Here is a 23369-nt window from a genome sequence, read left to right on the forward strand (position 1 = left end):
TCTCCACCCTTATGATATAATGTGTTTTCGTCAGATTAATCTTCCTCGTCATCAGCCATGTCTTTCTTTTTCAGCTGTTTTCTAAGATTGTATCTCGCCTGTAGACTGTTTTTGCCTTTTGCTACTTGGTTTTCACGTTGTTGATTTATCTCATTAGTAGCATTATCTTCATTGGAATTTTGCAGATTACCAGCCAATGTACGAATAGTAGAAAATGTAAATAACTTCAAGATTGGTATGTTAGTATTCAGCTGTCTTCTTAAATTATTTGTAATCTGAATCATATCCAGTGATGAAGCACCCAAATCAAAGAAATTATCATCAATACCAACTTCATCATAGCCAAAGAAATCTGCGAATACCTTGGCTATTGTTTCTTCCAGTTTGTTTGCAGGCATTACATAAGAGTTTTTCAGATTTGGACGCTGTTTCTTACTGTTACCGTTATCATTAAAGCTTTCCGCAGACTTAATGCTGTCAAGCTTTATCCATCTGTCCACCCTTTTGTTAAAGTCACCTGATGAAATTATTACCTGTCCAATACCCGGATTGTTCATTATCCGTTCAAAGGCTTCAACACCTTGCTCCGGCTCCATCAGCAATTCATCCATAGAAGTACTGAAGCTAAACTGAGTTTTATCTGAGCTAAAACGCCACCCCTCCCAGTTCACAGTCAGCCATTCTTTCGAAGCAACTCTGTTAAATTCATTAACAAAAGAATCCATAAATATATTTGCGGCAGAATATGCACAAAAGCCCAATCCTCCAAGTAGTGCCGACGTGGAGGATGTCACTGTGAGAAAATCCAATTCCCTGTCCTTAAATACTTTATGCAATGTAAGAAGACCATGTATTTTAGGAATAAACTGTTCTATGCAATCCTCTTTATTCAACTGTTCCACTGTTCTGAATAAAGAATCTCTCATTGTTGCTGCTGCATGTATTACACCATTTATATGTCCGAAATGTCTTTCCGCCTCATCAACTATTCCCTTCATACTCTCTTGGTCAGCAACATCACAAGTATATGTCAGAATTTTTGCACCCTGTTTCTCAAGGTATAATAAATTCTGGATTTTCATTGAAATCTGTTCATCTCCAGAGTGGCTATCCACCCATTGCTCCCATTTATCTCTTCTTGGAAATTCAGATTTTCCGGTTAATATAAGTTTTGCGGAATACTTTTCTGCCAGATACTCTGCCAACTTCAACCCAATGTTTCCCAATCCGCCGGTAATCAGATATATTCCATTATTTTTAAAGCTTGAATTTTCTCTGTTGGCATCTTGTGTCAATCTCACTGGGGAATAACTTTGTGTATATCGTATGCAATTTCTGTATGCTACAACGGTTTCTGTTTTTTCGTCGAAAATGTCTACTAATACTTTTTTTATTAGTTTTCTCTCAGTTACCTCATCTTTTGGAATACAAATATCAATGTTTTTGCATTCAATGAACGGGGCTTCCTGAGGTATTACCTTGCAGGGTCCTAATACTGTGGATTTAGCCGGATTTATCCTCTCAGCACCATTTATATTGTGCAGATTATTAGTAGCTACAATAATCCTGACTTTATCCGTAACGCTTTGTTTTAATAATGCTTTTGAGATATAAACCAAACTAAAAAAGCCTGTATCCAGTTCCTCATATATGGAATTTAAGTCCAGTGTATTAATTCTTTCATCGTCATCAATACCCCACAAAAATAAGATATTACTTGGAAGCTTTCCGGTCTTTTCTAGCTCCTTCAGTAGATTATTATAATCCTCCTGATGATTTACATTTATTGTATATTCCGAATCATCTACCTTGTTAAAGTCTGAACCTTTAGTAACTTTAATAACATCCTCTGTTTTCTCTTTGAGAGCTTTCAGTAAATTATTATTAAAGCCAATATTGTTTGTAAATACCAGCCAGGTAGATTTATTATTATCTGTACCATTTAAAATGCTTGGAGCTGACTGCTTCCAAAGGGGTAAATAAAACCAATCTGATATATCTGTTTTCTTCGTTATTTCAGCATCCTGCTTTTGAAGTTCCATAGTAAAAGGATTTCCTTCTATCCAGTACTTTTGATGTTCGAATGGATATGTAGGCAGGGAGACCCTCTTCCTTTCCTTCTGATTATAAAATCTGTTCCATATTATTTTAATGCCATTAAGCCACGCTTGTCCTATCAACCAGAACACGTGACTATGTAATTCAATTTCCTTATCAAAGCACATTTCAAGCTTTACAACACCTTCATCAGGTTCATCATTTAAACCGTCTCCAAAATCCATAAAAACATGTTTACCGTCTGTTTCTATTTCAGAACTATATGCTTTAGTGTTTGTCTGACTATTTCTTGTCCAAAAAGTTAAATTTTTAAAGTCTTCCTTACTAATAAATCTCCCGTATTGTATGTCGAAGCATTGAATAACAGGCTCCGAAAATTCTATATCCCAAAGAAGTTCTTTAAATTTATCATTAATAGTACCGGAACACTCAATTCCTTTATCCATGTTATCAATCATACTCAGTCTTAATTGAATCAGAGGGAACAGTCTGTCCTCCGGGGCCGCTTCTGCCAGCAGCAATGAGATTAGTCCTCCCTCACCGTCACCCCTTGCAATATCCGGCACTATTCCCCAATAAACAAGAAGCTTTGCCAAAGCATACTGTAAAGCGAAAACAACGAAAACACTATTTGTATTCAGATACTCTGTATCGTAATTGCGTTGAGCTGGATTCTTAACCAAATCTGTGAACCATGAAGGCAAATTCAATTCCAGCCTTTTAATAACCTGGTCTAATGCCTCTTTGAATACCGGCTCTGATTCATATAATTCAATGTATCTGATAATTTTTATTATATCCGTTGATTGGAAATTAAAGGTGATAAGTGTTTTGTCACCTTCAACATAACCGGAAAGGTCGCAATCATTTTCAAGGTTTTTAATTGCATCGCTAATATCTTTACAAATAAATGCCTTTCTATGGCTAAAGTGATACCTGCCGGTTTGGAGGGTATACCCAACATCATTCAAATCCAGATTTGGATTCGCCTGTAAATGCTTCCTTACCCTTAAAATCTGATTATCCAAAGCACTTTTTGTTTTTCCAGAGAACATAAGCAATTCAGGTGTTAATGGGCTTTGTTCTTTTTTAACTTCAGGTGCTTCCTCCAAGATTGCATGGGCATTGGTTCCTCCAAGTCCCAAGGAGCTCACTCCTGCCCTTAATGGATATTCTTCACTTTTCCATTCCGTAGGCTCCGTTACAAGATAAAAGGGACTGTCTATTAAATTTAATTTTGGATTTGCAGCTGTAATATTTAAAGTTGAAGGTAGAATCTTATTTTTTAATGCCAATGCTGTTTTAATCAACCCTGCAATCCCAGCCGTACAATCCAGATGTCCTATATTTGATTTAACTGACCCAATGCCACAGTAGTTTTTCAACGGTGTATTGAATGCCTGTTTCAGCGCTTCTATTTCAACACTGTCTCCAAGGGGAGTAGCAGTTCCATGAGCTTCAATATAGCTAATGGATTCCGGACTGATACCAGTTCTCTTTAAAGCTGCCTGTATTACCTTTTTTTGTCCCTCAATACTCGGGGCAGTATATCCCGCTTTATTAATACCATCATTATTTATTTCAGCCGCTTTGATTACAGCGATAATATTGTCCTTACATTTAACTGCTTCATCAAGCCTTTTCAGCACAACTGCTGCTGCCCCGTTTCCTCCTACAAAACCTTTTCCGTCTATGTCAAAAGCTCTGCAATGCCCATCAGGTGATTTGACCATACCATCCTGATAGAGATACCCTGTTTTATCGGGTAACGGACTTATAGTAACCGAACCGGCAATAGAAATATCGCATTCTTTCCGTATCAAAGACTGACATGCCAGAGCTACCGAAACTAAGGATGTGGAACAAGCTGTATACGTCGACACGACAGGGCCTGTTAAATTAAATTTATATGCTACTCTGGTACTCATATAATCTTTGTTGAAAAGCTGTTCTGAAGCAAAATCCCCCAGTATTTTGGTTTTGCCGGAGCCAACAACCAGAGATTCCCAAAATAAATTTGGTGATGCACTTCCAAACAAGCCTATTGAACCTTCGTAACTCCAAGGGCAGTATCCACTGTCTTCAAGTGCTTCCCAAATAATCTCATGGAAAACTCGAACCTGGGGATCCATGACTTCTGCCTCACGAGGAGAATATGAAAAGAAATCCGCATCAAAATTCTCAATTCCATTCATAACTCCCTGTGCTTTTACGTAATTACTATCCCGAGCAAGTTTGGGACTAACCCCTGCTTTTATTGTTTCTTCTTCCGTAAAGAAGCTGATACATTCTGTACTGTTCACCAAACGATTCCAATATTCATAAATATCTGATATGTTTGGCAGTCTTACAGACATTCCTATTATTGCAATATCGTTTGTTTCAGGGGCTTCTGTTGTGTTTTCTTGTGCTTGTCCCGGAGTTTCCGTGGAAGATAACTTCTTTTCAGTATTGTCAGCTAGGCTGAGAGCTAAGCCACGTACTGTAGGGAATTGGAAAATTGTTGTAATAGGCAATTCTTTCTTAAAATGAGTGATTAGTTTATTATTAAGCCTAATCAAATTCAAGGAATTGCCTCCTATATCGAAAAAATTATCGTTTATTCCTATTGTGTCTATTTCCAAGACTTCTTTCCATATCTCGATAATTTCTCTTTGGATTTCCGTTTGGGGTTCAATATATTTTGTCTCGATATTTGGACGCACATTGTTCCATTCAGGCAATAACTTTCTGTCTATTTTGCCACTTTGTGTCAGTGGCATTTTATCAAGCCTTATAAAAAACGAAGGAAGCATATAATATGGAAGTTCATCGGATAAGTAATTGTTTATTTCAGAATCTGTAACTTCCTCACCTGACGTAAAGTATGCACACAAATGTACATTGCCTTCTCTATCTGACTTTGGAATTACCACGGCTTCCATAATCTTTTCGTATTTTAACAGTTTGTTTTCAATCTCTTCCAATTCTATTCTGAAGCCTCTTATTTTTACCTGAAAGTCATTCCTTCCAAGGCACTCTATGTTGCCATCAGGAAGCCAACGGGCCAAATCTCCTGTTTTGTACATCTTCTGAAATGCAGCTGAATACCTGTTGCTGCTTTCAGCTTCTGTTATAAAAGGATTAGATACAAACTTTTCTTTGTTAAGCTCATCTCTGTTTAAATATCCTCTTGCCAGGCCAACACCACTTAAACATAGTTCTCCCGGTACACCCACGGGCTGGAGCCTGTTTTGCTTATCAACTATATAACACCGTATATTGGATAAAGGTTTCCCTATGGGCACCATAGTTTCATTTTGATGAGCTTTTAAAGAGTATTTTGTAGCATAAATTGTGCACTCGGTTGGCCCATAAATATTCTCCAGTTTTATATCAGTACCCAGCTCTTCAAATTGCTTCACAAGATCCGGCTTTAGTGCTTCTCCTGCCGCAAAAATATATTTTAAACTCCTTAACTTACGGATATTTTCTTTTGTTTGGGACAGGCTTTCAAGAATATACCTGAACATTGATGGCACAAGGTTTAAGTGAGTTACACCATAAGCTTCTACGGCATCAATAATTTTATATGGATTCTTTTCTTCGCCTTTATTTAATATGACCAGTTTGCCCTTACCTATAAACCATCCAAAAAGCTCAGTTACAGATACGTCAAAGGTAAATGTTGTTTTAAGCAAATAGGTATCTGTTTCCTTAAGGGGATATCTTTTTTCCAAATCTAACAATATATTAACGACACTCCTATGTTCAACCATAACCCCTTTGGGATAACCGGTAGAGCCTGATGTATATATTACATATGCAAGATTGCCTGAAGCAGGTTTTCTCTCGGGATTGTCGCTTTTTTCTTCATCAGCAGACTCTTTATCAATAAAAATCAATTGTCCGTCAAAATCTATTTTTTTGGAATGCTCAAAAGTGCTTATTAATGCACATATTTTCGAATCATTTATTATAAACTTGTTTCTGTCAATTGGATTATCCGGATCAATAGGAACGTATGCACTGCCAGTTTTCAATATGGCCAAAACACCTATTATCATTTCTATTGAAGGATATAGCAATATGCCTATTTGGGAATCCGGAACAGTATTTACTTTTTTATTAATCAGCCTTGCTAATTGATTTACCCTTCTGTTCAGTTCAAGATATGTAATCTTTTTATTTCCATATTCCACCGCAATACAGTCAGGACTTTCCTCAACACGCTTTTCAAAAATCTCATGAATCAAAAGCCCATCATTATATATGCAATTTGTTTCATTGAATAAATGTAAAATCTCTTCTCTCTCACCCTGAGTCAAAATGTTCAAAGAACCCAATGTGCCATCGCTTTTTTCTATCAATTCCCTTAATATCACTTCATAATGCCCAACCAGATTTTGAATCGTCTTTGTATCATACAATTCACAGTTATATAGTAATTTAATATCCATAGCCGCTTCGGACAGATTCACTATTATTGTCAAATCGTAATTGGTTTTCTCAAAACTGGAGTACTCTTTAATCCGTAAAGGATTGTCATCGCTCATGAGTGATTGGTCAATCGGGTAATTTTCAATTACAAATATTGATTGAAATAGCTCCTCTTCTCTATGCAGTCCACTATATCTCTTTATGTCAACTAGCGGTGTAGCTTCATATTCTTTTCTTTCCTGAAGGCTACAACTTACATTTTTAATGTAGCTTAAAACATTTTCCTCTGAAGATGCTTTAATCCTTAAAGGAATTGTATTAATAAACAGTCCTACAGTATTTTCAATATTTTTTATATCAGCCGGTCTGACAGCTGTGGTGGTTCCAAAAGCTATATCCTCGTCGTTACAATAATTAAAAAGTAAGACTCCCCAGGCACTGTATAATAATGATGCTGCTGTTAAATTATTAATTCTGGCAAAATCATATATTTTTTTTGTTAGCTCTTCCGGAATGGAGAATAAGTGACCTGCTACCTTTTTTTCACTTTCAGTATCGTTAATTGCTTTACGGTCTAAAATTGATTTTGAGGAATATTTTCTGAGATATTCACTCCAGAAATCTTGCTGCATCTTTTTATTATCTGCTCTAAGCCATTTTATGTACTCATGATATTTTTGCTTATTATTTAACCGGATTTCCTTATTAGCTACTAAAAGTTTATAGGCATTAAAAAAATCTCTTAAAATTATACCTGTACTCCAACCGTCATAGAGAATATGATGGTTGGTTATAATTATGTTATAAGATTTTTCAGTTAACCTGCATAAAGTCACTCTAAAGGGAACCTCAGATAAATCAAAAAAATCATTTCTGTCTTCATCAATAATCTTATCAAGTCTTTCTTCCTTGTCCACATACTCGGTCAAATCAAAAAAGCTTATTCTGGTTTCATTTCTTTTAAGAATTATCTGAACGGGATTTGTAAGATTATTCCACCTAAAAACAGTTCTCAGCATTTCGTTTGCATTTACAACCGCATCCCATGCCCTTTGAAATACTTCAATGTTTACTTCACCTTCAACCCTTAACCTCAATTGTTCTAAATAATAGCTACTCTTCTGATTAAGCAGATAATGAAATAGGATTCCCTCCTGTACAGGTGACAAAGAAAGAATATTCTCAATATTATTTTTATCAATTGTTTTTGGAAGTCCGTCCATATTATTTTCCCTTCTTAACTATTTTAATAGGAACAATTATCTGTTTAAGGTACAGAATTTAACATTAAATAAAGGATGCCTTAAAGGCATCCCAATTATTTAAATTAATGTTGTAAAGCTCTATTTCTACCTGACTTACAATTGTTTAAAAGCCTCATTATCTCTTAATGCATCAAAAGCCGAATCATTTAGCATATCTTTATTGGGTAATCCAAGCTCAAAGCCTTTTTTAAGTCTGTTAATACACTTATCTGCATTGCCTGATAAAGCATGTGCCCTGGCTGCCAGAAAATATGCCCAGCACACACTATCCCTGTTGCTAATCCTTGAACGTTTAAAATCATCATCATCGGCCTCAGCCAATAGCAGTGCTTTTTCTAATAGCTGTGCACCTTTTTCAAAATTACCTTCTTTGGTACTTACATCTCCCTGTACAAATAAATTGTCATAGCTGTTATACCAACCGAATAGAACAGGATATTTCTTAAATATTTTGAACCCTACTTTTTCCGCAAGAGCATATGAAGCCTCATTAGACTCGAAGCAGCTCCATCCTATTCTATCCATACCTTCACTCAGGCAATATTCTACACAGGCGGAGACTACCCTGGTTGCCAGTCCTTTTTCCCTGTAGTCCTCGTCTGTTTCAACACCAATCTCACAGTTACCGCCAAAAACATGATCAGCCATACACCAGCTTACAATATCCTTATCCTTTATAATGCAAAATCCGAATCCGTTCTTAAGAAAATCCTCTTTCCCCGACCAACTCTCGGTAAAAGCCCATTGCTGAATTTCTTCAACATTATTCAAATCAGTGCTTTCCATCAATTCACTGTCAATTTTCCTGAGTTTGAAACCCTCCAGCATATCAAGGCTCAAAACTGAATCTCCGGCATAAAAGTTATAATACCTTCTATATGTTTTTCCCGGATATATATCCTTTAAAACAAATTCCAATTCCTTTTCCCATTCCGATGAATCATCATAAAAGAAAAAGTAATCTACTTCTTTACCTTCATTTTTTATTTTGGGAAATATATCATTAATTATCAGTTTTGATAAACTCGAATTGAAATCCTGATTTTTCTCGTTGCCTCCCATATAAAAATGGTGGACTCCGTCAAACATACATGCAGTACTAGGGTTTTGCAAATCATCTACATATACATCCCCCTGAACTGTACCACTCAGTATTGCTTCAACTCCAAGATTGTATTCCAGTGTTTTGAATAGAGGTCTCACTTTTACATATTTGTCCGATTGTAATTTAAGCATGAAATGCCTCCTTATTTTTATCTAAATCTTTAATATTTTATTTTGAAAAATTTGGTCCAATTTTTTTCTTCTTAAATCAATAGGCGCTCTCTTGGCTTCTAATACTGAAGCAACCATTTCAACAGCCCTAAATACCTGCTCTTTGTCAGGGTACAGATTTTTTTCTCTCAATTCCAAATATAGTGCTTCAATCTCTTTGTAAGGTATCACTACATCCTTTTGGTATGTATTTATGTCATGATTACAGTTTTTTGTACTTATGGCTATTTTAAGGCATCTGGCCAGTAGCTCCAATGCTTGCTCTTTGCCAATAACAACACTGTCTCTTAGTTGCCCTATTTGAGTGAATTCATTAAAAGAAAATGCTTCAATAAGTGAAGTATTCTTTTTAATCAAAAATTTCAATACATCCTTAGGGCCTATTTCAATAGCTATTCTTACACCAGCATCAACAAGATACGAAATTGATTGAGTCCACCTAATAGGTGATTCCAACTGTCTTGACAGATTTTCAACCACACTGTTCTCGTCGGTATATGGGAGAGCGTTGTAATTTGAAATTACGGGAAATCTAGGGGCATTAAATTTAAACTGTCTGAGCACTGATTTCATCTCTTCGGCGGCCCTATGCATTAAAGGGCTGTGAAAAGGGCCCGACATTTTTAGTGGAAAGACAATCGCACCTTTCTTCTCCAACTCTTGTGCAACTTTCAACATGCTTCTATTGTTCCCTGATATTGAACATTGGGTAGGTGTATCGTATGCCGATATATATACCCTATCGCTATCCCCCGAATTTTCTATACAAGTTTCCTCAACGATATTACTGTCTAAATTTATTACCCACATCATTGTTCCATCGCAAGAGGAAATTGCTTCTTTGATAATGCGCCCACGCTGCTTTACTATTTCCACCGCATCAGAGAAATTTATTATTCCGCTGGCACATAGGGCTGAATATTCTCCAAGGCTATGCCCTAAACAATAATGAGGCAAAAAACCGAATTCTGTCTCAAATGTCCTGTATATCGCTAAACTGGCAACCAACAATGCTTCTTGTGAGATCTCAATCTTATTCAACTCATCTTTCAAATCAGTAGAAAAACAAATTTCCTTTAGATTGATTTTCAGTATCTCACTTGCTTCTTCAAAAGTATTTCTGACAGCTTCGGAATTGTCATAGAAGCTTTTAACCATCATTGTATGCTGTGAACCAACGCCCGGAAAAACTAATGCAATCTTTGGCAAAACATTGTCCATTTTAAATCTCCCAATAAATGTTTACTTATCTTAACATCAATTATGAAGCAACAACGCTTTTCTGTCTATTTTTCCATTTTGTGTTAATGGAAATCTATTCAACATAACATACTGATTCGGAATCATATACTCAGGTAACTGAGTCTTTAAAAACTGCTTGATTTCTTTTGCAGTTAATTCCTCCCTGTCAGTAAGTATATATGCAGTCAAAATAGGATTAATCTGCTCCTGATTCTTTAAAACTACAACACATTGTTCAACATATTTATATTCACCAATCTTAGACTCAATTTCTCCCAATTCAATCCGCAATCCTCTAATTTTAACCTGATTGTCCATTCTCCCAAGATATTCGATATTTCCGTCTGGTAAAAGACGTGCAAGATCTCCTGTTCTGTAAATTCTGTCCTCACCATTTATGGCAATACCTGAAAATTTCTCTTCTGTCAATTCAGGACGATTCAGGTATCCCCTTGCTACCCCATCACCTGCAATGCATAATTCACCGCTGCTCCCTACCGGCTGCAAATCAAATCCATTGATAATATAAATCCTTATATTATCAATGGGTTTTCCGATTGGTACTATATCATTATTCACATCATTGCAGTCATAATAAGTTACGTCAACGGTTGCCTCGGTTGGCCCATATAAATTAGTCAGAAATGCATTACCGCTTTTACCAATTGTTTCATTAAACTTTTTAATATGTATGGGCAAGAGAGCTTCACCACTGCAAAATACCCGCTTCAAGCTTGATAGTTTTTTTACGTATTCCGTATCTTTAAGGTAATTTAAAAACGAATTAAACATGGAAGGTACGAAGTGGATTATTGTAACCTGTCTCTTTTCCACTTCCTCAATTATCCCTTGTGGAAATTTTTCATATCCGGGGCCCAACAGTGCCACCTTGGCACCTGTAATAGCCCACAAGAACAGCTCCCATACAGAAACATCAAATACAAAAGGTGTTTTGTGCAAAATAGTGTCACTCTGAGTGAGGGGATATTTATTTTTCATCCAGTTAAGTCGGTTGACAACAGAACAATGCTCTACCATTACCCCTTTCGGGTTCCCAGTAGAACCTGAAGTATATATTACATAAATTAAATCAGATGGTTCTATTGAGTCGTTAGTATATTCAGGTAAAGAATAAATGGGTTCTTGCTCTAAATCTATAATTTTAGTGTTTATCCCTTGAAGCTTGTCTAAGAACCTGGTAGTGGTAAGCAAATATTCACTGTTACTATCCGAAATAATATACTCGATTCTTTTTACAGGAAGCTCTGGTGAAATTGGAAGGTAAGCTGCTCCGCTTTTTATTATGCCAAATATCCCAATAATCATCTCAATAGAGCGCTCCAGCATTATCCCTACTATTCTTCCTGTACAAACTCCCTTGGTATGTAATAAATAGGCGACCTGACTTGACTTCTTATCCAGTTCTCCATACGTAAGACTTTTCTCACCGAAAATTACTGCCTTAGCGTCAGGATTCTTTTTCACCTGCTCCTGAAACAGTTTTATAACCGTTTTATCCTTCGGATAAACTGCTTTTGTATCATTAATATGCCGGTATAAAGTCTCGATATCACATGTGTTACCCATATCTGTCATATGAATAATCTCCTTGAACCTTTACGGGTCTGGTACTTTTTTGCTTATTTTTTTTCTATTTTTCTGAATTTCTTAGTGAAGCTGTTACCTAATATCATTTCATGTATTTGAGTACTTCCTTCAATTATTTCCAACACCTTAGAGTCCCTATAGTATCTAGCCGTAGCATGATTTTCATTACAACCGGTGGCACCCATGATTTGAACAGCGTTATCAGCATGTCTGTGTGCAGCTCTTGTTGTAAAATATTTTGCAATCATGACTTTTTCTGCATAGTTAGGGTTACTCATATCTTTTGCCTTGCAGGAATTAATGCACAAATGACTGGCAGCTTCGTAATCCACACCCATTTTGGTTATCATTTCTTTAATAGTACTTTGGTCGATAAGTCTTGAATTAAAAGTCTTTCTCCGTAAAACATGATTACAACAGTAATTCAGGCACCCGCCTATTATTCCAAGGGCTGTGAAAGACACACTGACCCTCCCGTAATCCAAGGCATAAGGAGCAATGTGAGAAAATGCAAAACCCGGTTTTGCTATAATATTCTCCTTATCTACCTCACATTCATTAAACTCAAGTACTGCCAAATAGCTGGCCTTGAATCCCAGCATATTTGTAATTGGTATTATTTCAAATCCCGGTGTATTCTTCTCAACAAAACATGCCACAGGTTTTCCGCTTTCATCATCCATCATTCCAAAGACAACAAATATATCCGCTAACCCGCCAAAGGTAATCCATCTCTTCTTTCCGTTTAGTATAATTTTATCGCCTTTAGGAGTAAATCTGGTTTTAATCCCTCTGATATCACTTCCGGCATCTGGCTCTGTTAATGCAAAAGCACCCAGTATTTCACCTTTACACATCCTATATAACCATTTGTTTTTTTGTTCCTCAGTTCCCCACTTCAAAAGAGTTTGCATTACCATAGTATGTACATTGAATAATCCGGCCAATGAAGTACTTGAACGAGCTATTGCTTCTGTAAAAATACCGTATGTAATACTATCCCATCCGTTACCGTTGAATTCTTCAGGTATGGTACATCCCAAATATCCTTGTTCTATACATTTATTAACTATGTCCTTGGAAATTCGCTCTTCTCTCTCCCAATCACTTGCATATGGTTGAACATTACTTTCCGCAAAACTACAAAACTCATTATATTTATCCTTCTGTTCATCTAAAAGTAATTCAATCATACATTGCCTCCATTTCGTTTGTTTTCAACAAACTTAACTATGTTATTCACACATTTAAAATTCTCCATATCTAAATCATCCATTGTTACTTTTACTTCAAAGTTTTTTTCTAAAAAAGTCATCAGCTCTATAGCAAATAAAGAACTAACCAGTCCTTCCTCAAATATGTCTAAATTATAGTCAATACTATTTAAGTTAGTATTCATCATTATATACTCACTTATTTTTTCAGCATACACATTACTCCCCATATGTATTACCCTCCCCTCATTTTACTTAAGGTATATCAACGACACTGAATCGCTGCTTTTTTATAACCATAGCAATACTTAATATGTATAAAATCCCTTGCCGGATTTTTTACCCAATAATTTTGCATCCACCATCTTTCTCAGTAGCGGACAACAACGGAATTTAGGGTCCTGATAACTTTCATACAGGATATCCAGTGAATTAACTACAGTATCCAACCCAATTAAATCTGCAGTTTCAAGAGGGCCCATTTTATGATTAAAACATTTTTTGAAAATCTCATCCACCTGAGAAGGTTTTGCCACTCCGTCTTGAACAACAAAAGCAGCTTCATTCATGAACAAATGTGATATTCTGTTTGACACGAAACCCGGCAAATCATTAACAATAATAGCTTCCTTATTCAGCTGTTTCAAAAAACACTGTGTTGTATTTATAGTTTCCTCAGATGTATGAAAGCCTTTTATCACTTCCACACTTTTTTTCAAGTACACTGGATTCATAAAATGGATTCCAATAACCTTATCAGGTCTTTCAGTTACACTTCCGACTTTTGTAATAGAGATACATGACGTATTCACGGCAAAGCAGGCTTCAGCGTTGCAAATCTTGCTCAACTGCTTGTATACTGTCTCTTTAATTCCCCAATTTTCCGTTACATTCTCTACAATAAATTCACATTCTGCTACGTCCTCAATGTTTGTTGTAAATTTAATTTTGTTCAAGACGTTATCACTGTCCATCTTTGGGAGAGTTTTATCCAGTAAGGGTGCAAACCTGACTATTTTTGTAATTTCTGCTTTTGCACTTTCCAGAGTATCATCAGAAATATCCACAAGTACACTACTCATACCATGGAATGCTAAATCTATACACATACCAATTCCCATTGTACCTGCACCTATTATACCGATATTACTAAATTGCATATTAAGCCCTCCAATATTAATTTATCTTGCTGTAATTTACTTATATATAATTCAATTATTTTTAGTTTTTCGGTCAATAAAATTTACAATGTTTGATACTGAATTAAAATTTGACAATTCCATTTCTTCATTTTCAACTTTTATGTTGAACTCATTTTCGATGAATGTAAGAAGCTTCATAGCAAAAAGGGAATTTACAAAGCCCAATTTAAATATGTCGTCTTCATCGGTAAAAGCTGCATCCTCATTAAATGTTATAAGGTTTTCATTAATAAAATCTCTGATTGTCTTAACACTATCCATAAACTTTTCCTCTCTTCGTTACATAATACTTACTTCAGCAAAAGGCGGATACTCTTGTATGATTGAAAGATCATTCTCCATAAGAATTACTCCATCAGCATCATCAATATGTACTTCCTTAAAATTAGCAAACTTATATGTGACATACATTTGGCGGTTTCTATCGGTCATTTTAAAGTCCGCATAGAGTTTCCCGCCTTTATCCTTTGCCTGTCTCATAATAAAATTCAGCAATACAGTTCCTATGCCTCTGGACATGACTCTGCAAGACATTAAGAGCATCTTCAGATGCCAATACTCCTTAATTTCCACTAAAGCAAGTCCAATCTTTCCGTAAGACCCATATTTATCAACCAGCTCACATATAAACAATTTGTGATTATCACTTTTACGGTATTCATCAAGTTCGCTATAGTCGTAGGTTATACCTGTGGCATTTAACTGATTGGTTCTTACTGTCAATTCTTCAGCTCTCTGAAGATCACTTTCCTCTGCCTCTGTAATTGTAATTCTCATGTTCAGAGACGTAAGAAATTTCTCCGTGGGTCCGTTATAACTATTTTCATCTCTTTTTCTTTCAATATCTTCAAGGTACATTAACCTTCTTCTTTTTGAATCTTCTGTGTTAAATCTTTGCCTTAGTCTCGGATATTCCAACAGGTTCATGTATTCACAGGAATTAATACACGTTACTTGCGGAAGTTCATATTTAACCTCATCCAGTTCAAACTGCTGGTCATCAATAAAAAGAATTGTGTCCTGTCCGATATTAAGATTTTTTATAATCCTATCTATCGCTTTGGACTTTGCATCCCAAGTTATTTCCGGGAATAAAAAATACTCCCTGATACCTGCTTCCTCCAGCTTTTTTACAGCATCTTCATAGTTATTCTTGCTTGCTATTGAATTGAGCACTCCTCTTGAATCAAGCTCTTTTATAATGTCACATATACCAGGCTTAAAAATAACCTCTTTATCTTCAAGAAGTATTCCATCCCAAAGTGTATTATCTAAATCCCATACAACACACTTAATTTCTTTAACAAACTCCCCCATTTCATCACCCCCTATTAATTTATTATGAGTTTATTTTTTCAATATAGTTTGTAACATTGTCCAACATTTCTACAAGGTTAACGGGCTCGTTTTTTGAGCAATCTTACCCATTTCCATTTTTATTATTTTATCTGCTTTATCAAAATACCTATCATCATGGGTTACAGCTATAACACATTTCCCTCTGGCTTTTAAATCTGACAGCAAGTATTCATAAAAGTACTTTCTGAATTCAGGATCCTGATCCGCAGCCCACTCATCAAATATGTATATTTCTCTGTCTTCCAGATAACTAACCAACAGAGCCAATCTCTTTCTTTGCCCGCTTGACAGCTTGGTCGTACTAAACACTCCATTATCTATACTCAACTTATCATCAATATGCAATATTTTTAACAATTCGAGCATTCTTTCTGATTTATCCTTATAGTCAATGCCGTATAATTTGTCAAAAAGAAAATAATCACTAAAGACTGTTGAGTAATTTTGACTCAAATCTTCAAACTCGGTCACATTATTATTTATAAGTGCTGCTCCGCTATCAGGTTTGTAAAGCCCTGTCACAAGTTTTGCAAGAGTTGACTTCCCGCTACCGTTTCCGCCTGTAATAAATGTAACCTCTCCTGATTTGAAAGAACAATTTATTGGTCCTACTTTAAAAAGCTCACCATCGCTGTTTTTGTAGCTGTATTCAACGTTTTTCAGCTCTAACACAAATTTATTCCTCAGCAGTTTGTTATCAGATTCAGTTTTATTTGTTTTTTGTTCCTCTTCACATTCCAACTCTTTTTTTAAATCATTCAATCTCCTATAGCTGATTCTAACGCCTATAATTTGCGGTATTGAATTCAGAGCCCCATTTACCGGTCCGGTCATATATAAAAATACAAAGATATAGTTTCTTAAAGAACTGGTTTGTATATCTTTAAAGAGAACGGGAAAAGCAAAGGCCACAACTCCGATTACCAATGTGAAAAGAAGTTCTCCTATAACAAATGCATTAGCAAATCCCAAGTCTCCCCTGATACGCTTATCCTTGTATTCTTTACAACTCTCCTTCATATCATCTCTAAATTCAATCTGTCTTTTATTATGCAATTTAAGCTCTTTGAAACCATTTACCAGACTGTTGATAAACTTAAAAAAAATGTTCTGAATATCTCTTGTCTCTTCCCACAGCTTGTTGGCATGTCTGCCTACGATAAAATATAATCCTGCTGCTATGAAAATAACAAAAATTGAAACAAGTAAACCGTAAATATTTATTATTCCTAAATAAATAAAACAGCAAAAAAGTGTTACAAGACTGGTTATAGCCGATATAAGTACGTTTGCAAAATTACTTAATGCTTCTGAATCATTATTAAGACCTGCATGTATTTTTCCATTTTCCAATTGCTCTATTTTTTCATAAGACGCTCTTAAAATTCCGTCAATCAGATTCATCCTCGTATTAAATACTAATTCATTTGTAAGCTTTAAAAGTCTGATCCTTACTAAACGTTGGCCATATACATATAAAGCAATTCCCAATACAAAAAACAGTAATAATCCGGTTTGAAAACCGCCAGTTCTGTTTAATGCCTCATTTATAATAAATATAACTATTGCATTTCCAAACCCGCTTACAATACTTAAAACAGCAATTACAAACCAGGATTTATCCTTTTTTTTTACAAATAATGATGTCAGTAAAAAGTAAATACAAAATATTATTACACATGTTATCAGCAATGAAATTCCTACAATAAGACTCTGTGGAGCCCAAACTTTAATAAAACTCCATGGAAGTCCCTCATAGAGTGCATCAGGAATTTTGTACATACAAATTCCCAGACCTGATATGAAAAGTGACAGGAAAATGGTATTAATAATAACCTTTTTCACATTGCCTACATACATTCTTTTTCCTTTTATAATTTGAATTATCAGAATCAATATCAAAAAAATAGTTATTAGTGCTATCGGTAAAGCTATCAGTGTAATGGTTGTTGAAGCATTATCAATTGCAAGATACAGGTCTGATAAATAATTCACCGGCTTTTCCCCTCGAATTATATTACTGATACCATAAGCAATTACTTCGGTATACGAGGAGTTTAAATTAGCAAGAATACCTACACCAACCTGTTCCTGAGGCCTGAATAAGAAAAATGACGAGTAATTGGGATTACCTCCTCCATGTGATATCATACCTCCACCGCTCTGGAACACGGACCACCCACAAGCATAAGAAGATCCGTCACCGTTTGGTGCTACCGTTCTGTCGGGTATATGAGATATATCAATAAGACTATTATCAAAGGTTCCCGGGTTTATGGTATTCATTTGAATTTTAAGCCACTTTGCAACATCCACTGCATTTGAAATGTAATACCCTGCCGGAGTATTTCCTCTGTACATAGGTGCATTATATTTTACAGACCCTAAAAATTTAACCTTGTAACCCGAAGACATATTCTCTAGGGGAACTTCATTTCTAAAAAGGTAAGTATTATTAAGACCTAGCGGCCGTAAAATATTATTTTTCACATATTGTTCATAGCTTTGACCTGACACATTTTTGATAACAAGTCCAAGGATATCATAGTTTATAGTTGCATAAAGAAATTTCTCACCAGGATAAAAATCTAATTTTTTACTGACTTGTGTCCTAACGGTTTTCTCCAATGCATCCTCCCCTTGAGAAACAGGAATATCACCTATTGATTTGAAAGGGATACCGCTTGTATGATGCAATAACTGGTTTAATGTAATATTTACAAAACCATCAATTTTTTTACCTTGATAATTACCTGAATACTTCATTTTAAACCATGGAATATATTTATTTACCGGATCGTTTAAATTAACCAGACCCTCTTTTTCCATTTTAAGAATTCCAAGTGCGGTAAATGCTTTACTTGTAGAACCAAGTTCAAATAAAGTATCCTCAGTTACCGATTTTTTTGTCTTAATATCGGAATACCCAAAGCCTTTACTGTAAACAGTTTTATCTCCATCAACTATTACAATTGATGCACCGGGAATCTTTCCATCCTTCAAATTTTTTCTTACCCATAATTCAATTTGGCTTATTTTCTCTTGAGACAGGCTATTTGGGTTTAAATCCTGAGCTGTTAAGCCGCCTGTTTCACCAATTACTGAATTTGAGAATGAAAAAATAGAAATAAGTAATACTACAAATACAATAAATGATTTTTTCATTATTAAACCTCACATATGTTATTGAACTTTTATCAACTAAACAGTTTATCCAGCTCATCCTGAGATATATCTACCGTATCAAAATCGGAAGGCGTAAAGATTACTGATTCTTTGTCACGGCAATGGTTAATTATGGTTTCCAAATCTCCCATATAATTCTTTAAAAATTTCTCCATGGTATTTTCAGAAAACTTATTTTTACTATATGTCAAAAGGACATTCAATTTCCCATCTACTACGAAGCAATTCATTTCGATGCTAGATGATAGTTTATTCTCTTTATCAAAATCGTGTCCCAGCTGATCCTTTAACAATTCAAAATGATTATTCCTGTCTCCTGAATTAAAATCTCCCAGGAAGTTGAACCTTACACTTCCTTTAAAGCTTTCATTTAAATCCTTTGAAATGTACTTTAGTATACCGAATCCAATCCCCTTGTTAGGAATCTTCCGTATTTCTTCTTTTATCTTTTTTATCTGATCTGATAAATTGTCTTCTAACATATGTATGTAAAAAGGGTATAAACTTGTAAACCACCCGGTTGTCCTGGAAATATCAATACCTTTAAAAATATCCTCTCGCCCATGTCCTTCCAGTTCAATGATTATATCCTGAATTCCGGTAAACTCTTTTATTGTTCTTAATAGAGATAAAATCATCAAATCCTTTGCCTCAGTATTGTATGCCATATTAGCTTTTGTAAGCAGGCTCTCAGTCAAACACTGCTTCAATTGCAATTGAATGCCAGCACTACTTTCAACGGTCTCTTCTCCCAGATCAAATTCTTCAGGAAAAGCAAAATTCTTATTTACTATCTGCTTCCAATAATTCTTTTCCTTTTCTACTTCATTATTCGAATAGGCTGTCAACGCCTTAGCCCATTCCTGATATGAATTTGTTTTTGACCCCAATAAAATTCTCTGCCCATTACTTATTTGCTTAGCCATTGCATTAATGTCTTCTATTATTATTCTCCACGAAACACCGTCAACTCCTAAATGGTGAGCAGCTATCAGCATTCTTTTTACATCTTCACCTAAATTAAAAACACATGCCTGAATCAAAATACCATCTTCAATATTGAAACCTGACTTTAAATCCTCTGCTGTCAGTGTCATTTGATTAACTTTCTCCGCTGCTGATAAACCAGTCAAGTCGTACTCTCCGATATGATAAAATTCTTCCAAAAGGTTATTGTTATAGTACAGCTCGCCAGACACGGAATTATAGTTAATTCTAAATGAGTCATGCTGCCTTATGAGTTCATTAAAAATTGTTTCAAGTAGGTTAATCTCAATGTCCTGCTTTATATCCAACAATACGCTCTGATTATAGTAATTCGGATTGTAAAAATTCTGTTCAAGAAACCAAGCTACAATAGGGGTTAATTGAATTGCTCCTTTACAAGTACCATTGTTATCAGGTATTTCTTTATTTTCCTCAATATATGTCACCATTTCTTCGATTACCGGGTGCAACAGTATGTCCTTGACCTTTATAGTCAAGCCCTTACTGTTTAATTTGGAAGCAACCTGTATTGCTTTGATTGAATCTCCTCCAAGATAGATAAAATTCTGGTTGAGACTCACTGCCTCAAGATTCAAAACTTCGCATATAGCATTTACAAGATTTTTTTCTTTTTCATTTCGGTATGAAATGAACCCTTCACTCCTAATTGTCTCAAATTCCGGTTTGGGCAACATCTTCATATCAACCTTGCCATTTATGGTTAAGGGAATTTTTTCAAGCTCAACAAAAAACACCGGAATCATATAATCCGGAATGTATTTTTGCAGGTAACGTTTCAATTCATCAATGGTAACATTGCCTTTGCTGACAAAATATCCACAAAGATATTTGTCGTTATTCTTATTCTTCAAATCTATAACAATTGCGTCCTTAACTGCTTTATGACTTAATATATATTTTTCAATCTCACCCAACTCAACACGATACCCGCGTATTTTAACCTGATGATCTGCTCTTCCTACGTACTCGATTTTGCCATTACTTAAAAACCTCGCCAAGTCACCGGTTTTATACATTATTTTTTCACTAATATACGGGTTATCAATAAATCTTTCTCCTGTCAGATCTGGTCTGTTTAAGTAGCCCCTTGCTACTCCGTCACCGGATATGTACATTTCCCCTATTGTGTTTGTGCTTACAGGGTTAAGGTTCTTATCCAGAATATAAATTTGTACATTATCAGCAGGAATTCCTATTGGAACTGATATACTGTTATCTCTTTCGTAATCATGCTGATGGATCATGCAACCTACTACTGTTTCTGTCGGGCCATATTCATTAAATATCTCAATATTCCCGTTAAAGCTGTTATAAATATCTTTAGCGAGACTCACCTTTAAATCTTCCCCACCTACAATAAACCTTTTTACAGAAGAATTTTTATTATCCATGTCCTTTATCAGGGAAAGCTGAGCTGGAGTAAGCTTAATAACCGTTGACTTATTCTCTTTTATTATCCTGTAAAGTACATATATATCTTCACTTTTTTCATCATATACTATAATTTCACATCCGCAGATTAAAGGAGTGAAAATTGACGTAACAGTTAAATCAAACGCTAAAGAAGAGTATAATGGAAACACCTCATCGTTGTTTTTTATATACATCTTTTTTGCCCACCAGATATAATTTGTGAGGCCCCGATGTTCTATCATAGTGCCTTTTGGCTTTCCGGTAGAACCAGATGTGTAAATAACATAGGCCAGATTATTTGGATTATTGGCGCACTCCAGATTTGAAGAATCGCCACAGTATAGGTACAGATTATTTAGATTGATAATCTCTCCCTTGAAGCTGATACTTTTGGATAATTCTAGATTTGTTAACAATGTTCCGGCATTTGAATTTTCAAGCATATAGCATATTCTCTCCTCCGGATAACCGGGGTCTATTGGCAAATATGCACCACCTGCTTTTAAAACACCTAGTATTCCAATAATAGTCTCTATGGAATGAGTAGTTAGTAATCCAACAATATCTTCTTTCCGAATGCCTTTTTGAGCCAGATATCGTGCAAGTTGGTTGGCTTTTTCGTTTAATTGTATATAAGTAAGTACACTACTGTTGAAACGTACGGCTACCTTATCCGGAGTCCTTAATACCTGTTCTTCAAACAACTGATAAATTGTTTTTTCTCTGGGGTATTCTGTCTCAGTAGCATTAAAATCGTATATCAGACGTTTTACCTCAGTATTAGTCATTATACTTAAATTTCTTACTTTTTCAGTTGAGTCGTTTATAATTTGGTTTGCTAAGTTCAAAAGCCGGACGTATGTATCTTCAATCTGTTCATGAGTATAGTCATTAACCTTATAGTCAAAATCCAGTATCAAATTTCCAGAGTCACACCAGTCTTTAACAATTATTTGTAATGGATATATCTGGCTACCATTATAAAATTCAACATTTTCAATAGGGAAGCCATTAAGCTCCGAGTTCAGTCTGGTATTATAATAGTTGACACATGTATTAAACAAGCCTTCATATTCTTTTTTCTTAAGTTCTAAGTCTTTTACCAGAAGATTGTAAGGATATTTCTGATTAAAGTAGCACTCCATCAGTTGTTCATTTACTTTTCCCATGCAATCAATTGCCTTAAAATTATCATCTATGACAAACCTAAATGGCATTGTACTTGTAAACATGCCAAACATGTTCTTTTCCTTTTTACCTGACCTGTTCAGCACGGGAGTTCCTATAATAATATCCTCCTGAAGAGTAGCTTTATAAATATATATTAGGTACAGGGTTACAAAAAATGTATTCAATGAAACTCTGTTATCTGCTGCAAACTGCTTTATTGCAAATGATAGCTCCGTGCCAAGGGTAAATGTTTTTCTTTTTCCATTAATAACATCTGAACTTTTATTTAAAAATATATCGTTAAAATCTTTAAATTTATCATTCCAGAAATGCTTGTTTTTTAAGAATCTGTCTGAGGAAAGATACTTTTTTTCATTATCTATATATTCTATATACGAAAACCCTGAATTATCTTGGACTTCTTCTCCGTTCAATAATTTCATGTATGAATCACAAATATACTCTGTCATTATGTTAATTGACCAACCGTCAGAAACAAGATGATGAAATTTCACAAAATAACCGTTATCATTATCCGATATTCTAAATAATGCGAAATAAAAAAGCCTTTCGTCTTCTATAACAAACGGCTTTCCTGCTTGTTTCCGAACCCACTTATTGAATTCTTCCTCAGGATTTTTATATATCGAGAAATCAACAAAGTCAAATTTAAGTTTTTTATGACAACTTACATACTGCCTTACTTCTCCACTGTCTTCAACAAACCTTAACCTTACTCCATCATTATTCTTAATAAATATGTTTATTGACTCTTCAAGTATGTTGAAATCAATATTGCCTTTTATTCTTACCGGGCCGCCAATATTATGCAAGGAGGTTCCGGGATATATCTTTTCCGTATACCAAATCCTCTTTTGGGGATGAGTTAATGGGTATAAAATACTATCACTACTATAATCGATATTACTCATAACTATAAAATCCTCTCA

11 protein-coding genes are annotated in these 23369 nt (G+C 35.1%); all 11 read right to left on the reverse strand.

Going from position 1 to position 23369, the window contains the following annotated elements:
- Nucleotides 1-35: 35 nt before the first annotated feature.
- Complete coding sequence (locus L323_RS24480) at nt 36-7700, reverse strand: non-ribosomal peptide synthetase (RefSeq protein WP_020814280.1); 7665 nt, start codon at nt 7698-7700, stop codon at nt 36-38.
- A 135-nt stretch (nt 7701-7835) separates the two neighbouring features.
- Entirely contained in the window at nt 7836-8978 is a 1143-nt protein-coding gene (locus L323_RS24485; RefSeq protein WP_020814281.1) for a GNAT family N-acetyltransferase, read from the reverse strand.
- Nucleotides 8979-8999: 21 nt separating this feature from the next.
- Nucleotides 9000-10238 (reverse strand): ACP S-malonyltransferase, encoded by a 1239-nt coding sequence (fabD, locus tag L323_RS24490; protein WP_020814282.1) that lies wholly within the window; start codon nt 10236-10238, stop codon nt 9000-9002.
- Nucleotides 10239-10274: 36 nt separating this feature from the next.
- Entirely contained in the window at nt 10275-11855 is a 1581-nt protein-coding gene (locus tag L323_RS24495) for a non-ribosomal peptide synthetase (RefSeq protein WP_020814283.1), read from the reverse strand.
- A 44-nt stretch (nt 11856-11899) separates the two neighbouring features.
- Nucleotides 11900-13060, reverse strand: coding sequence for an acyl-CoA dehydrogenase family protein (locus L323_RS24500; RefSeq protein WP_020814284.1), 1161 nt, complete (start codon nt 13058-13060; stop codon nt 11900-11902).
- Complete coding sequence (locus tag L323_RS24505) at nt 13057-13311, reverse strand: acyl carrier protein (RefSeq protein WP_020814285.1); 255 nt, start codon at nt 13309-13311, stop codon at nt 13057-13059. Before L323_RS24505 ends, L323_RS24500 begins: the two co-directional genes overlap by 4 nt.
- A 78-nt stretch (nt 13312-13389) precedes the next feature.
- The gene (locus tag L323_RS24510; RefSeq protein WP_020814286.1) at nt 13390-14241 is read right to left on the reverse strand and encodes a 3-hydroxyacyl-CoA dehydrogenase family protein; all 852 of its coding nucleotides are present in this window, start codon (nt 14239-14241) and stop codon (nt 13390-13392) included.
- 51 nt (nt 14242-14292) lie between these two features.
- Nucleotides 14293-14544, reverse strand: a complete 252-nt coding sequence (locus L323_RS24515) for a phosphopantetheine-binding protein (RefSeq protein WP_020814287.1) — start codon at nt 14542-14544, stop codon at nt 14293-14295.
- Between the two features lie 18 nt (nt 14545-14562).
- Nucleotides 14563-15600: an HAD-IIIC family phosphatase gene (locus tag L323_RS24520; protein ID WP_020814288.1), complete on the reverse strand. Its 1038-nt coding sequence runs from the start codon at nt 15598-15600 to the stop codon at nt 14563-14565.
- A gap of 69 nt (nt 15601-15669) precedes the next feature.
- Nucleotides 15670-18807 (reverse strand): cyclic peptide export ABC transporter, encoded by a 3138-nt coding sequence (locus L323_RS24525; protein ID WP_020814289.1) that lies wholly within the window; start codon nt 18805-18807, stop codon nt 15670-15672.
- A 32-nt stretch (nt 18808-18839) separates the two neighbouring features.
- Complete coding sequence (locus L323_RS24530) at nt 18840-23351, reverse strand: non-ribosomal peptide synthetase (protein WP_020814290.1); 4512 nt, start codon at nt 23349-23351, stop codon at nt 18840-18842.
- Between the last annotated feature and the right edge of the window lie 18 nt (nt 23352-23369).

The sequence above is a fragment of the Ruminiclostridium papyrosolvens C7 genome, assembly GCF_000421965.1.
Lineage (GTDB): Bacteria > Bacillota > Clostridia > Acetivibrionales > DSM-1351 > Ruminiclostridium > Ruminiclostridium papyrosolvens_A.

Excerpts from the sequence above, each read along its gene's own strand:
- L323_RS24515 (WP_020814287.1), bottom strand. The coding sequence starts at position 14,544 with ATGGATAGTGTTAAGACAATCAGAGATTTTATTAATGAAAACCTTATA.
- L323_RS24520 (WP_020814288.1), bottom strand. The coding sequence starts at position 15,600 with ATGGGGGAGTTTGTTAAAGAAATTAAGTGTGTTGTATGGGATTTAGAT.
- L323_RS24500 (WP_020814284.1), bottom strand. The coding sequence starts at position 13,060 with ATGATTGAATTACTTTTAGATGAACAGAAGGATAAATATAATGAGTTT.
- L323_RS24530 (WP_020814290.1), bottom strand. The coding sequence starts at position 23,351 with ATGAGTAATATCGATTATAGTAGTGATAGTATTTTATACCCATTAACT.
- L323_RS24505 (WP_020814285.1), bottom strand. The coding sequence starts at position 13,311 with ATGGGGAGTAATGTGTATGCTGAAAAAATAAGTGAGTATATAATGATG.
- fabD (WP_020814282.1), bottom strand. The coding sequence starts at position 10,238 with ATGGACAATGTTTTGCCAAAGATTGCATTAGTTTTTCCGGGCGTTGGT.
- L323_RS24495 (WP_020814283.1), bottom strand. The coding sequence starts at position 11,855 with ATGACAGATATGGGTAACACATGTGATATCGAGACTTTATACCGGCAT.
- L323_RS24485 (WP_020814281.1), bottom strand. The coding sequence starts at position 8,978 with ATGCTTAAATTACAATCGGACAAATATGTAAAAGTGAGACCTCTATTC.
- L323_RS24480 (WP_020814280.1), bottom strand. The coding sequence starts at position 7,700 with ATGGACGGACTTCCAAAAACAATTGATAAAAATAATATTGAGAATATT.
- L323_RS24525 (WP_020814289.1), bottom strand. The coding sequence starts at position 18,807 with ATGAAAAAATCATTTATTGTATTTGTAGTATTACTTATTTCTATTTTT.
- L323_RS24510 (WP_020814286.1), bottom strand. The coding sequence starts at position 14,241 with ATGCAATTTAGTAATATCGGTATAATAGGTGCAGGTACAATGGGAATT.